At 35.0% G+C, this 14789-nt stretch carries 11 protein-coding genes; 8 read left to right on the forward strand and 3 right to left on the reverse strand.

Annotation, left to right across the window (positions count from 1 at the left end; translation table 11 throughout):
- Window positions 1-6 precede the first annotated feature (6 nt).
- Entirely contained in the window at window positions 7-1467 is a 1461-nt protein-coding gene (locus J2T03_RS00380; protein WP_307208799.1) for a tetratricopeptide repeat protein, read from the reverse strand.
- 1618 nt (window positions 1468-3085) lie between these two features.
- On the opposite strand from J2T03_RS00380, the gene J2T03_RS00385 reads away from it, so the two are divergent.
- Window positions 3086-4393, forward strand: coding sequence for a hypothetical protein (locus tag J2T03_RS00385; RefSeq protein ID WP_307208800.1), 1308 nt, complete (start codon window positions 3086-3088; stop codon window positions 4391-4393).
- Between the two features lie 167 nt (window positions 4394-4560).
- Window positions 4561-5586, forward strand: coding sequence for a hypothetical protein (locus J2T03_RS00390; RefSeq protein WP_307208801.1), 1026 nt, complete (start codon window positions 4561-4563; stop codon window positions 5584-5586).
- 135 nt (window positions 5587-5721) lie between these two features.
- Here J2T03_RS00390 and J2T03_RS00395 read toward each other — a convergent pair whose 3' ends face one another.
- Window positions 5722-6810: a fatty acid desaturase family protein gene (locus tag J2T03_RS00395; protein WP_307208802.1), complete on the reverse strand. Its 1089-nt coding sequence runs from the start codon at window positions 6808-6810 to the stop codon at window positions 5722-5724.
- A gap of 372 nt (window positions 6811-7182) precedes the next feature.
- Between J2T03_RS00395 and J2T03_RS00400 the strand changes: the two genes are divergently transcribed.
- The 5 genes from J2T03_RS00400 (at window position 7183) to J2T03_RS00420 (ending at window position 13378) form a co-directional block, all read left to right on the forward strand.
- Window positions 7183-7641, forward strand: coding sequence for a MaoC family dehydratase (locus J2T03_RS00400; protein WP_306846231.1), 459 nt, complete (start codon window positions 7183-7185; stop codon window positions 7639-7641).
- Window positions 7642-7968: 327 nt separating this feature from the next.
- Complete coding sequence (locus J2T03_RS00405) at window positions 7969-8100, forward strand: hypothetical protein (RefSeq protein ID WP_306846230.1); 132 nt, start codon at window positions 7969-7971, stop codon at window positions 8098-8100.
- A gap of 435 nt (window positions 8101-8535) precedes the next feature.
- Window positions 8536-11043: a PIG-L family deacetylase gene (locus J2T03_RS00410; protein ID WP_307208803.1), complete on the forward strand. Its 2508-nt coding sequence runs from the start codon at window positions 8536-8538 to the stop codon at window positions 11041-11043.
- 100 nt (window positions 11044-11143) lie between these two features.
- A complete protein-coding gene (locus J2T03_RS00415; RefSeq protein WP_307208804.1) occupies window positions 11144-12835 on the forward strand; it encodes a sodium:solute symporter in 1692 nt (563 codons plus the stop codon).
- 24 nt (window positions 12836-12859) lie between these two features.
- Window positions 12860-13378 (forward strand): DUF2911 domain-containing protein, encoded by a 519-nt coding sequence (locus J2T03_RS00420; protein WP_307208805.1) that lies wholly within the window; start codon window positions 12860-12862, stop codon window positions 13376-13378.
- Between the two features lie 46 nt (window positions 13379-13424).
- On the opposite strand, the gene J2T03_RS00425 is transcribed toward J2T03_RS00420, so the two are convergent.
- Complete coding sequence (locus J2T03_RS00425) at window positions 13425-13760, reverse strand: hypothetical protein (protein WP_307208806.1); 336 nt, start codon at window positions 13758-13760, stop codon at window positions 13425-13427.
- Window positions 13761-14232: 472 nt separating this feature from the next.
- On the opposite strand from J2T03_RS00425, the gene J2T03_RS00430 reads away from it, so the two are divergent.
- On the forward strand, window positions 14233-14730 hold the full coding sequence (locus tag J2T03_RS00430) for a hypothetical protein (protein WP_306846109.1): 498 nt from the start codon (window positions 14233-14235) through the stop codon (window positions 14728-14730).
- Window positions 14731-14789: the final 59 nt, after the last annotated feature.

Below are 14789 nucleotides of genomic sequence, written 5' to 3' on the forward strand. Positions count from 1 at the left end.
ATTTTTCTATAATTCTAAGATCCATTTTTGAAGATCCGTCTCCTTAGCAAGCTGCAATTTTTTCTTCAGGCGGTATCTTTTAGTTTCAACCCCTCTTAAGCTGATATTTTCATATTGGCAGATTTCTTTGTTTGTAAGGTTGAGTCTGAGATAAGCACTGAATTTTATATCGTGTTCTGTGAGTTCGGGGGCATGGTTTATCAGCTTTTCATAGAATTCAGGGTATACTTCTTTAAAACGGGTCAAGAATAAAGGGCTTCTGCTTTCCATCAGCTGAATAATTTCATCAAAAGAATCATTTACCTTTAATTTAAGAACATCGGTTTCAATGGTCTTTTTTTCAATAAGTTTATCCTTGTTCAATTGTTTTTTTAAATAGACTTTTCTGATAAAGTATAATAACAAAGCAAATGATATGATAATGGCCAGGACTATAAAGTAAAACATCTTTCTTTCTTTTCCTTTTTCTTCATTCTTCAGCTCAATCAGGTTAATAACAGCCAGATTTACAGCTTCCTTTTCGTTTTTATCAAGGCTGTCATTTAAAAAAGTATACTTTCGTAGGTAGTCATTTGATTTTTCAACCTCATTAAGAGATTTATAAACACTGGAAATAGTATCATAAACAGTAAGTAAAGAAGGTTTATTTTTAATTTGTTGGAATATATTTTCTGCTTTCAGATAATATTCCAAAGCCTTTTTCTGATCTCCTTTTACATTATAAAGGTCTCCATAACTGAATAATGCAATTCCTTTTTCTGTAAAATTGGCGGCATTAAAACTGAGGACAGCCTTATTCATATAATACTCTGCAGAGTCCAAATGCTTTTTTTTTGCAATAAAATCGTCAGCAACCCTTGTGTAGGAGTATGCTCCCGGCATTTCAGTCCGTAATTTTTTTCCTATAGCCTGCAGAGAATCAGTCTTTTTATTTTTAAGAAAACTAGCATGCTTCCATGAATAATTATTAAGCAAAAGATAATTTCTCTGTTTATCATTTGTAAGCTTTCTGATATAATATCCTGCTTTATTTAAGGCCGCATTGGCTTGCTCAAATAATCCTAACCGGATATAATTTCTGCCATATTCATTATATAAGATTCCCGTAAGAAATGGTGCATTTTTGACCTTGCTCAGTTCTTTCTTTGCTTTATCAAGATATTCTAAGCTTTCTTTATACTTGGCAAAATTACATAATAAGCTTCCAATATTGATATATACCAAAATAATTCCCCTTGTGTCTCCACTTTCTTCATATTGTTTAAGCGCTTTAGTATTAAATTTTAGAGCCCCTTCAAAATCCCCTTTACTTTTATATACGGTTGTTGTTTTTAGAGGTTCCGGCAGAAAAGAATAATCCTGAGCTCCAAGGAGCACAAAAGGGAAAATAAAAGCGAGGTATATTATTTTAATTCTAAGAGTAAGGAATATATTTTTGAAAACCATTTGCAGGAGGATATTTTTCATGAATTTGATGGCTAAATATAAAAAAAATAACATCAGCTAATTAAATAGAAGAAATATTTCTAATAAAATCTTTGAAAACAGACTTCAAAGATACTTCAGACGCTGGATAAAATATTGACATTTAATTCTTTATTATGTGAAGTATATTTGGTAGTATTCTCATTTTATAATTTTTTATGCTGTGACCGGAGAGAATAATCTGGGTTCCCAGGAAATGCAGTAAACATTTAAAATACTAAGCCTCTCGCCGCACTTCAAAAGCACTTCATTTTTTTTATATTATACTGATAATTAATTCACTGTGTTCAGATGTATATTTGAAGTGATATGTTTTTACTCTAATATCAATAGCTTTATCAGGAAATAATTTTTTTTCATTCTATGTGTTTGAAATGTTTGTGTTTAGAGGCGGGGATTGTAATGATCCCTGCTTTTAGCTTAAATAGTTCCCTATTCTTTAAATATTTAATGGAAACGATATTTCAATTCTGTTTTACGATGAACTCATTTTCTATCAGATGAAGCTACTAAGGCCTGATGACATTATATCTGCTGGTTGAAACAGGCCCGGATAAATCTTGAAATTAAAAATAATTACTTAAAATTTAATAATGAAAAAAAATACGAATTGCTCAAATAGAGTAGGCTTAACTCTGACCGTTACTATAATTATTTTTTTTATTTTATTTTTGTTCAGCTCTCTTTTTTATACCAGCAATGTTTCTCTTCTTTATCTTTCATTTTTCTTAGCCCTCTTGGAAGCCAGACTTCTTTTTCTTTTCTTAAATCCGAATCGGAGCATATATAATGTGTTGAAAAACAATGTAATAAAAGACAAACAGACAATGTTTTTATATGTCGTCTTATTCTTTTCTTTTATAGCTATTGGGGGGTTGCTTTCAATATGGTGTGCAATGAATCTGTATAAAGAAATGAATATAATACTCAATGGTTACAGGATGGGAATCTTTAGTGATTATCACCAGGGAAAACCCTCTGCTTGGATTACCTATAATCTGAATACTGATCCTGTAGGTTTTAAAGTCCAGATAATTTACCGGTTTTTCTGGGCCTGTTTGTGGGCGTTCCCATTAAAATTGGGAGTAGTTATTATAATTCTAGCCTTTAGAATGATAATAAAGCTCAGCATGCGAAAAATTTAAATTTAAAAAATAGTTTTCTGCTCTTAAAGAATCTTTTAAAGTTTATGAACAGATATGAAAGTTCTTATTGAAGACATATTATTTCCTGGAAGCTTTTCTGCTGATTGAAACTAATAATAGTGAGTAAAGTGCATTTGATATAAAGTCATATTTTTTAGCCTCACAATATGGATGAATATTTATAATGAACGTCTTTTAATCTGTTTTCTTCCGTAAAAAGAAAAATAATTCACTTTTCGTTATTACTTCAATGATACTTTGTTTGTTTGTTAAATTGTTGATTTTAAAAAAGTTACAAAATGAAGTGACTTTGATGTAGGTTTTTTTTTGTTTGACGGCTGTAAGTTTGCAGTACTCAATTCGAACAATGAGAAAAATTTCAGACCGGTCACATTTTCGAGTTACGATTCTAAATACACACAAGAAAAAATTTAAACATTTAACAAATTAAGCAAATGAAAAAAATAACAATTTTAGCAGGTATCCTCTTCTCAAGCTTAGCCTTTTCTCAGGTAGGCATTAATACTCCTACACCAAAAGCTTCGCTAGATATACAAAGTAAAGGAAATACCTCTTCAACTAAAGCGTTGAGAATTAACAACTCAAATAATACAGAAATAATGACCGTAACGGATGCAGGAAATATAGGTATAGGAATAGCAGCCCCTACCAACCTTCTTGATATCCGCTCTACATCAAACGGAGCAGTGAAAATTGCAGATGGTACCCAAGGTAGTGGCAAGGTCTTAACATCCGATGCCAGCGGAGTGGGAACCTGGAAAGATCTTCCTGCAGCTGCAGATACGAATATTTACAATTCAAACGGTACTCTTACCGGCTCACGTACTGTGGCACAGGGAGGCAATAACCTGGCATTTACAAACAGCGCCACTTCAGGTACGAATCATTTTTCAGTAGATGGAAGTACCTTTTCAGTAGATGCAGCTAACAATAGGATTGGTATGGGAACAACGACACCTCAAAACCGATTAGATTTAGGCTCGGGTAGCGGAAAGAAATTAGCCCTATGGAACAGTGCAGCAGGTGATGATTTCTACGGATTGGGAAATGCAACCAATGTATTACAGCTTTTTGCAGGGGCTAATACTACAGGTGATCCATTAATGACTTTAAATAAAAATGGTAGGGTAGGTATTGGTACAACAACACCCACAAATGTACTGGATGTTCGTTCCACAACAAATGGAGCTCTAAGAATTGCCGATGGAACACAAGGAGCTAATAAGATCTTAACTTCTGATGCCAATGGAGTAGCCACATGGCAGTTGGCAAAGTCAAATGTCGCTGTAGGAACATTAGGAGCAGGATATGATATTCCTTTCTCTCAATTTTCTGAGTTTAGATACACAGGTTCATCCATTACTTTACCTCCGGGAAAATGGATGGTTACCATTTCGTTATTAATAATACCACGCGGAACCATCACAGCAAATGACTGGATATTCATAAGAAGTACTTTCTCAGAAAACAATCTGACAACCATCGGGCAGACAGGTATTCAATCTCCGGATGTCATAAGACCTACATTAATGAGTTTTCAGCTGGAAGGACCATTTAGCGGAGGGCAAAAATATAATGTTGCTACAGGTACTATACAGATTAATAATGCATCAGGAACAACTAAAAATTATAAATATATTGTTGGGAATACTCAAGCCAGTAGTACTGTGACAGGAGCTGGATTATCTGCTGTCGGAGGAACATGGTCTGAAAATGCAATTTATGCTGTGGCAGTAAATTAATAAGAAGTTGAAAATAAAAATACTACATTTTTTCCGGACTAAAGATGTAGTATTTTTATAGATATATTTTTTTTATTGATTTTATGTTAATTTAACTTTATGTTGATTGCTTTTTAGTAAATTTGATTGTTAAATAACTCAAATCACACCATTTAAAAATTTTAAAAATGAAAAAAAATGTAATGACTTTAGTAATAATGTTCTTTTATATTATTACATTTTCACAGGTAGGGATCAATACGCCAAATCCTCAGGCAGCCTTCCATATAGACGGTGCAAAAGATAATCCTACAGCAGGTAGCCCAAATGACACACAGATAGCCAATGATTTCATTGTGAATTCAATAGGAAGAGTTGGAATAGGTAATCTCACCCCATCATCAAATCTCCATATATTAAACCGGGGAACAGCCACAGCTATTGGAGGTGGTGAAGCTACAAACACGGGATTTCTGATAGAAAATCCTATAGTTAACAATTCCATACTGTCAATTTTAAGGACAACAGGAACCACTGGAGTAAAACAGGCGGTAATGGGTATAAATCCAAATTTTAATGGAAATAATGGCGTATTTATCATTTCCCGTATTGCTGGAGGAAGTGATTTTGCCATGGATTTAAGCTCAGGTAATATAGGTATTGCGACAAATTCCCCAACCAATACTTTAGATATTGCGGGTACTGCCAGAATAAGGACAATGGATGTGGCGGCTGGTGCTGCCATTATTACACCGGTATATTCAGATGCAAATGGTGTTTTGAATAAGGCTGTGAACAATGTATATGGAACCGTACTTAACAATACTGTTAATGTAACATCGGGAAGTACAGGCGCTTTGATTGTAGGGATTCCTAATGTGGGAGTATACAAGGCTGTCGTTTCTGTCGGGAATGCTTGTGGACGTACTGCTGTGGCAGAATATTATATAACCAGTAATACTCTTAATAATGCTTTTTCAATTAAAGGAATTGATGGGCTTCTGAATACGGATACTACTTCTAAAGGCCCTGTATTTACTGAAATAAACAGGTTTACTACCTCAGTAACCTGGTCTGGAGTACCAAATTGCGCAGGAGGCACTGTTGGAGCGCTTAGCTATACATTAACAATGCCTTCAGCAGATGTAATAAATGTTACCAATAATGGAGATGCAAATTTGGATTACAGGATAATCCTTACGAGGCTTTTTTAATTTTTATAACAACTATAAACATTAAAATTATGAATTTGTTAAGCTGGTCCGATACAGAGTTTGATTTTTTTTAAATCAGACTAGAGGTCTAAAATTTTGACTCCATTGGTGCAAAAGTTAGCAGGCATATTTTGATTAATTGACGGTTGCTTCTCTGCCAAATTTTTTAAGGGTTAGAAAATGCGAGCGCAGCGCGGATAAAAAGCTCTTATTCTCAATGTACGGCAAATTGAACTCCAGGGCGGTCATCTTAACAATAACGGAGATCTCACCATAGTGAATATGGCAGACTTTAGGAAACAGATGATGCTCAATCTGCCTGTTAAGTCCACCGAGAAAAAATGCTGCGAGCTTGTTGTGTGTTGCAAAATTTGCTGTTGTATGCATTTGGTGCTCTGCCCAGGCTTCTTCCATCTGCCCGGTTTCGTTAGGCACAGGGAAATTGGTGCCCTCAACAACATGGGCCAGCTGAAAAACCAGTCCCATCGTTAGCCCTTCCGCAATATGTAAAAGCAGAAAGCCGATCAGAAACTGCCACCAGCTTATATCCAGCACCAATAGTGGCAATACAATAAACAGGAAGTAATAAAGTGCTTTATAGAAAAATAAATTGAAATATTCTAATTTAGGGTGCTTGTTTTGATGCGCGCCGATTTTTTTCTGGAAAAACTTCACATAATCCTTACGGAATACCCATGAAAGAGAGGCCAGGCTGTACAGCGGAAAGGCATACCAATGCTGGTATCGCTGAATTGGATTCACTTCGTCTTCTTCAGCAATCCGGATCAATCCCGGCGCTACCTCGATATCCTCATCATGCCCAGGAATATTTGTATACGTGTGGTGAACCACATTGTGAGTGATGCTCCAAACGTATGGATTGGCGCCGATCAGATTAAAAATAAACCCGAACAGTTTGTTCACTTTCTTATTACCGGAGAGCGAACCATGTATAGCATCATGGCAAACATTGAAGCCTACAAAGGCACTAAACATACCCAAAAGTGCGGCAAGCGGCAAGAGTATCCAGTTAGGCAACAGGCCTGAAATAATTATAAGGTAAATCCCGGTGAACCCTGTCAGGAAAAATACTGTCTTTCCCCACATGCGGGCATTGGCATGTTGACTTAATTGATGTTGATTAAAAAATTGATCTACTCTGCTCCTGATGGTTGCATAAAAAAGGGAGCCGGAAGCTGATGGGAATTTTACTTTTTGTGACATGAGATATTATGTTTGATCTACCTAACGCGAACAAACAGATGTAGTAAAATCGGGTGTTGGAATAAGGAGAAATATTAAGTTTTCCGGCACATTACCGGATTGTATACTTATATAACGTATTAATTGTTAATTTATTATATTTTCATTTAATGCATATCTGGTAAATTGTGTCACCACCTAATTAATTTCATCTTTTATCTTCTGAAAAACGTCCATATCTACATTTTGATTTTAACCGGTTTTCTGATTAATCAATTAAGAGGATTAAGTGGCATAATTGATGCTTTGAGCTTAATGGAACAGTTTTATAGTATTAAAGGCTTTGCTATAAAGCAGGCATTAAAATAGTTCTTAATAGATAAGCACACAGATATGTTGGTAATCAATAATTACGAGGAGTATAAGTCATATTTAGGTAAGGAGTTAGGCGTTTCAAACTGGCATAAAATTGACCAGCAGCAAATAAATAAATTTGCTGATGCGACTTTGGATCATCAATGGATTCATGTAGATAAGGAAAAAGCGGAAAATGAGGGCCCGTTTAAGGCTACTATTGCCCACGGGTATTTAACATTATCTTTAATTCCATATTTGTGGAAACAGATTGCAGACATCCGTAATTTGAAGATGGAAATAAATTATGGCATTAAATCTTTTAAATTCGGCCAGGCTGTTGTTGTGGATAGCGAAGTTCAACTCAAAGCTAAACTTATTTCCATAGCCAATTTAAGAGGGACAACCAAAGTGGTGGTGGAAGCTGTTCTTGTTATTAAAGGCCAGGCAAAACCCGCGTATAGTGGAGAGGTGGTATTCTTATATCATTTTGTTTAGCCCATAACCTATTTACAAGAGAAATTTATAGCTAAGAAAGAGTTATACAGCGTTTCCTGGTACGAACGGAAAAATACATTGTAATAAAAGCAGCAGATAAATACTATTATCTGCTGTTCGCTTTATATAAAGAAAGATTGTAATGAAGGGCGTTGAAGAAATAACTGAATTACATTTATTTGCAAAAATATTTTTGATAAATTCAATTTTAAGGCTCAATTATGATTTCACTCATAAAATTGATATAAACTTTAGTGATATTTTTAGCAAGAGTTCAGATTCTATCTTTTGTAACTTGAAATTATATTAAACATAAATTTTAATAGTATGAAAACAACACTTTTAGCCGCATTATGCTTACTGAGTTTTACAGCTTGTATGCCTTGTGATATAGAAGAAGACGAAACTAAAAAGACGAATGATATGAAAATAAAAAGTGATTCCTTAAGAATCAAATAATTGCTAGAAAAATTTATATGAATTAGTTTACATATCTTCTTTTGTATTTCACAGTTTAATCTTGTTCGGCTGACCGGAGCCCCAATCATTTATTGGTGATGCCGGTGGAGAGACGCTGCAATTAAATATTAAACAGGTAAGAATTTATGTCACCGAAATAGCAAACATCGTCAATGAAATTGCTGCCGAAAATTCTGCCCATTATTTATTACATAGTATGATACAAACTCCCTAACAAAAACTAGCTGGTACATTTAGTATATCATAGCCTAAAAAGAATCGAAGTTAACATAGTTGATCTTTAGTTTGCTTTGTCTTTTTTCACACAAAGATTTTACGAAGAATATACTAGAATGTTTGGAGTTGCTCATTGCTTTTCTTTTAAGGTTGAAAGAAAAACGATTTACTTATATTTGCCTCGAAAAGCAAATTTAAATGTTCAAAAAAGTAATCACTGTATTTATCCTTAGCTTTTATACGGTTTTTTGTTCGGCCCAACAGGTTCGGCCCTCAAAATCATCTGAAATTTACCGCGAACTCAAAACATTGAAACACCTGCCTAAAGTTTTATACCTTGCGGCTCATCCCGATGATGAAAATACAGGATTACTCTCCTGGTTAATCAACGACCAAAATGTAGAAACGGGCTATTTGTCTTTAACCAGAGGTGATGGTGGTCAGAATTTATTAGGCACAGATCAAGGTGCTGCATTGGGTTTAATCAGAACGCATGAGCTTTTAGAGGCAAGAAAATTAGACGGCGCCCAACAGTTTTTTACCCGTGCAATTGATTTCGGGTTTTCTAAAAATACGACCGACACCTTTAAACAATGGAATGAAGACAGCATTATCGCTGATGTAGTTTGGGTAATCCGTAAATTCCGTCCTGATGTGATCATTTGTCGTTTTCCTCCTACTGCTGCGGCAGGCCACGGGCAACATGCAGCTTCGGCCGTCGTTGCAGAAAAAGCTTTTAAGCTGGCAGGCGATAAAACGGCTTTTCCAAATCAGCTAAAATATGTTAATGTATGGCAGCCAAAACGTGTTTTGTGGAATACTTTCCGATTTGGTGGGATCAATACGACAGCTGAAAATCAACTGAAAGTTACCGTTGGGCAATATGATGCGCAACTGGGAATGGGCTATGGTGAATTGGCAGGATTAAGCAGAAGTTTGCATAAAAGCCAGGGTGCAGGAACACAGTCTGTAGCCGGAATCAGAACCGAATATTTTGCCCACGTCATTGGTGAACCTGCAAAAGCAACACTTTTTGATGGAGTAGTTAAAACCTGGACCGCAAAAGGAAACGCTGATATCGACCAATCATTGGATAAAATTATTTCCGCTTTCAATTTCAATAATCCGGACCTTAGCTTGCCTGCTTTGCTTGCTTTGCGAAAAAAGGTCATGGTGTTAAAAGATATAGATATAAAAAAGGATAAAATTAAATCTCTTGACAATATTATTTTAAGCTGTGCCGGGTTTATGGGCGAGGTGGTTACCAATCAGGCTGAGGCTGTTGCCGGAGATCATTACAATTTCAGATTAAATCTGATTTCAAGAGCTGTAAATCCTGTTGTTTTAGAAGATGTAAAATGGTTAAGTAAGTCAGACAGCTTCAACAGAAAACTATCAAAAGATTCTTTAATTACCATTGAACAGGAAATTCAGATTCCTGCAGATGCAGCACTCACAGAACCTTACTGGTTGGCAAAACCAGCTACGAACGCGGCAACTTTCTCTGTTCCGAATGATACTTTAATCGGTTTGCCAGAGGCAGAACCACCACTGAATGTTTTGCTTGGTTTAAAAATCGGTTCGGAAAAGTTTCAGGTTAAACTTCCTTTATCTTTCAAGAAATTAGACCCGGTGCGCGGTGATGTGGTTGAAGCCTTGCGCATTGTTCCTGCACTGGAACTGAAATTTACACAACCACTTTATTGGGTCAAAGAAAATGAAGATTTACATTTGAGTTTAAATGTTAAGGTTAATTCTAACAAACAGTACAATAATAAAGGTATTCTAAACCTGATGTACAACGGAGAACGATTAGGCGGTGCTGATGTAAATTCAATCAATGGGAAAGATTTTACCATCGATTACGTTATTCCAAAAACTAAGCTTGCCTCAATCAATTCGACTCGTTTGCAATTGGATGCAAATTATCTTGCAGATGGAGTAACTTATTATAAAAAACAAGTATTAATTCAGTACCCGCATTTACCTTCCTTACAATATTTTGCGCCTGCAACTGTAACCGTAATGAAAGGTGATATTCAGACGAAGGTTAAAAAAGTGGGTTACATAGAAGGTGCGGGCGATTTCATTCCTGAGTTCCTACGCATTGCAGGTATTCAGGTAGATGTCCTGAAAGACGAAGATTTTTATGGCAACCTAGATGAATCTGGCGGAAACAGCAGTCAGAACAAGCTGTCACAATATGATGCCATCGTACTTGGTGTTCGTGCCAATAACACAGAGAAGAAGTTGGGTCGCTGGATGCCTTTTTTATGGTCATATGTAAAAGCCGGGGGTAATGTGGTGATGCAGTATAACACCAATCAGGATACAACAGTTAACCAATTGGGGATGTATAATTTCAGTATTGCCAATAAGCGTGTTACTGAAGAAAATGCTGCAGTTACGTTTTTAAATCCAAATCATAAATTACTGAACTTTCCGAACAAAATTACTGCAGATGATTTTAAAGGTTGGGTACAGGAGCGTGGCGCCTATTTCCCTGATCAATGGGATACAGCGTATGAACCGCTTTTTGAAATGCACGATACCGATGAAAAGCCTTTGCAGGGATCAACTTTATATGCCAAATACGGGAAAGGTAATTTTGTTTATACACCATTGGCATTTTTCAGACAGCTGCCTGTAGGAAATGTTGGGGCGGCACGTTTATTTTTAAACTTTTTATCTGCACAGAAAAACTGATGAACAAACAACTTAAAAATTGGAATACCTGGTATATACTATTAGCCGTTGCATTAGTATTGCAGATCGCATTTTATTATTTGTTTACTAAATTCTGGGCATGAGTAATATAGATTGGACCGTTCTCATTTTTACACTTGTTGCAGTGGTTGTTTACGGCGTATTCATCGGTCGTGGCCAAAAAAGCAATGAATCATACCTGAAAGCAGATAATAAAATGCCCTGGTACATTGTGCTTATAGGTATTATGGCTACGCAGGCAAGTGCTATTACATTTCTGTCAGCACCGGGCCAGGCTTATACAGACGGGATGCGTTTCGTTCAGTATTACTTTGGTTTGCCTTTGGCGATGATTGTGATCTGTATCACTTTCATTCCGATTTTTCAGCGCTTAAATGTTTATACTGCCTACGAATATTTAGAAAACCGTTTTGATAAAAAAACAAGGGTACTCACTTCACTTCTTTTTCTTTTTTCCAGAGGCTTATCAACAGGAATCAGCATTTACGCTCCGAGTATCATTTTATCAAGCGTTTTAAACTGGAATATTTATTTAACCAATGTTTTAACAGGCGGTATTCTGTTGATTTACACCTATGTTGGCGGAGCAAAAGCTATTGCTCACACCCAAAAATTACAGTTTCTCATTATTCTTGGAACCATGGCTTTTGCAGGTTATTTGCTTATTCAAAATATGCCGAATGGAATTGGTTTTAAAGATGCACTGTATCTGGCGGGGAAATCCGGAAAGCTCAATGTAATCACCACAGAATTCGATTGGAAAGATAAATACAATATCTGGAGTGGGTTGATTGGCGGTTTTTTTCTGGCACTTTCTTATTTCGGTACAGACCAGAGCCAGGTCGGAAGGTATATTACGGCGAAAGACAATACCAATGCAAAAATGGGTTTGCTGTTGAACGGATTGGTCAAAATTCCGATGCAGTTTGCTATTCTCCTGATCGGTGCCTTGCTTTTCGCATTCTTTTCTCTGAAACCGGCTCCGATTTATTTTAACGAACGCTCTTATCAACATTTAAAGGAAACAAAACCTGAACAGGCTGCGGTTTTTGAAAAAGAGCATCAGGATTTGCAAGCAAAATTTAATGCAGAATCGAAAGAAATTTTAAAGTTAAAAGAAATTCATTCTCCCCAACTTAAAAAAACAATTCAGGATTTCAAAAACACACAAATCCAGGTAAAAGCTCTTCACGGAAGGGTAGAGGAAGCTATTAATAATTCAAACTATAATGCGGAGAAAACGGATACCAATTATATTTTCCTGTATTTCGTGAAAAATACCTTGCCTGTGGGGATGATCGGTTTACTGTTTGCTGTCATTTTTCTGGCCAGCTGGGGTTCAATTTCCGCAGCGTTAAATTCTCTTGCTGCCTGCTCATTAAAAGATGTTCATTTGATATTCAGAAAAGAAATTCCTGATGATGCAACCGAATTGAAATACAGTCGCCTGCACACTTTGGCTTGGGGGATTTTCTCAATTGGCGTAGCCATGTTTGCCACTCAAATGGGTTCCCTCATTGAAGCGGTTAATGTATTAGGCTCTCTTTTCTACGGTCCAATATTGGGGATTTTTCTTGTTGCATTTTACTATAAAAAAATCACCGGTTCAAATGTATTTATTTCTGCAATATTATCAGAAATTGCGGTTATTGCCGTTTATAACTTCGACATCGTTTCTTTCCTTTGGCTTAACGTGATTGGGGCAGCGGCAGTCATTATATTTTCGGCAATCGGTTTATTGTTTTATAAGCAGAAAGGAGTAAATTCGTAAACGAACAACAAACAAAAAAATATTATGAAAACAATGATTAAATCTGCTACCGTGCTTTTTGCTGCAATGACGATTTCAGTAAATGCCTTTGCACAGGAGGCTAAAAAACCTGCCAGCCCTGCAGCTACTGCAACGGGAAAAATTAAAGATGCAACCATTACAATAGCCTATAGCAGTCCTTCTGTTAAAGGGCGTACAATCTGGGGCGGTTTGGAAGCCTATGATAAAGTTTGGCGTGCGGGTGCCAATGAAGCAACTACTTTCGAAACGGATAAAGACATTACCGTTCAGGGTAAACCACTTTCTGCAGGTAAGTACAGCTTTTTCTTAATTCCTAAAGAAAGCGGAACCTGGACTGCGATTTTTAACAAAGAGCCAAAACAATGGGGCGCTTATAAATATGAACAAGCTAAAGATGCTTTACGTGTTGATGTAAAAACAAAAGCTTTACCAGCAACACAGGAAACCTTAGTTTATAAAATAAACAATAATGGATTCACAATGGATTGGGATAAAATCTCCGTTCCTGTAGAGATAAAATAACTTTAGATATCAAAAATTAAAATCCCGTTAATCCGGGATTTTTTGTTTATTTAATAAAAAATTCTTTAAGTTCTCCTTTCTTTATTAAACTGATATTGTTAGGAGTTATCATTTTATAAATATATCCGTATTGAACATCCTCGTCAAATGATCCTCTACTTTTTTTATCCTTTATAAAATCATTATCAAGAGCATTCTTTTCTTTAATAATGTTATATTTTGGGTTATAAGATTCTGCTATAATAACTTTATTGTTTTTATATTTAAATGCTCCTAGTTTACTAATTCGATCAATAGGAAAAACTTCATTTTCCCTTGATGTAGCTAAAACAACTAATGTATCATAGCATAGAACACATGCACCGGAGTAGAATTTCTTCATCTGTTCGTGTTGAGTTTTACGGTTAGTTTGATTGAAGTTGCGAATTTAACACTTTTTAAAGGGCTTTCAAATCTCGTTACGGAGATTTAATGTGAGATTTATCACTTGGTAGTATCATTTGCTTAATGCAAAATATTAGTGTAAAGAGGCAGAAGGCTTCTACTTATCCTAAAAAAGTCTATAAAAATTGGCTTGATAAATTTAATTATATAATTACCAATTAATATATTATCATATTTAATTTTTTATGAGAACTATTCATGTTCTTTTTTTACCATTTTTGGATTCTTTATTACCTTGTGTTTTGACTTTTTAGTCAATAATTTTGCAATAAAATCTCAGTAAAGCATTGATTATTTTGCTTAGAATATAATTTAAAGATAGGTTTTATTTTTTTTGAAAATGGCCTATGAAATAGATAAAAGATTTTAGCTGATATAAAGATTGGATTTTTTGGTAAAATAGCATTGTAATGACCACAAAAAAACTTAAACAGGAAATTATAGAATGTGCTGAAAAGCTTTTTCTAGAAAGTGGATTTTTAAATTTTGACATTGCGCATTTATCGAAACATTTAAACATTGATTCGGCAATTATTCTAAATATTTTTATATCTAAAGGAGGATTATTACTTTCTATTTTAAGTGAAATATATATCGAAGTCTTTACAATTAATAATTCATTCAATAGAGGGTATTATTCGAATGTTTTAAAAAGAGATATATTTTATAAATTAACTTATAAACATGAAAAAAAGATAACATTGTTCATTTCACTTTTTGAACGCAATGAGATAAATATTTTAGATTCTTATATCATAAGTCTTTTACGAAAAACTACAAACTTGCATTTCCGTCTTTTTCTTTTTCAATATAATAATGAAAATGAAAAGCTGAAGAAAGAAAAGATTAAATATTCTTACTATAGTTTTCTTGAAAAATTTAAAACAGTAGAATTTGAATATAATTAACACTTAAATCTTTAGTCTAAATATCAATATTCCTGAGCAAATAAACGGATTTATTTGTT

The sequence above is a fragment of the Chryseobacterium lathyri genome (assembly GCF_030812195.1).
Lineage (GTDB): Bacteria > Bacteroidota > Bacteroidia > Flavobacteriales > Weeksellaceae > Chryseobacterium > Chryseobacterium lathyri_A.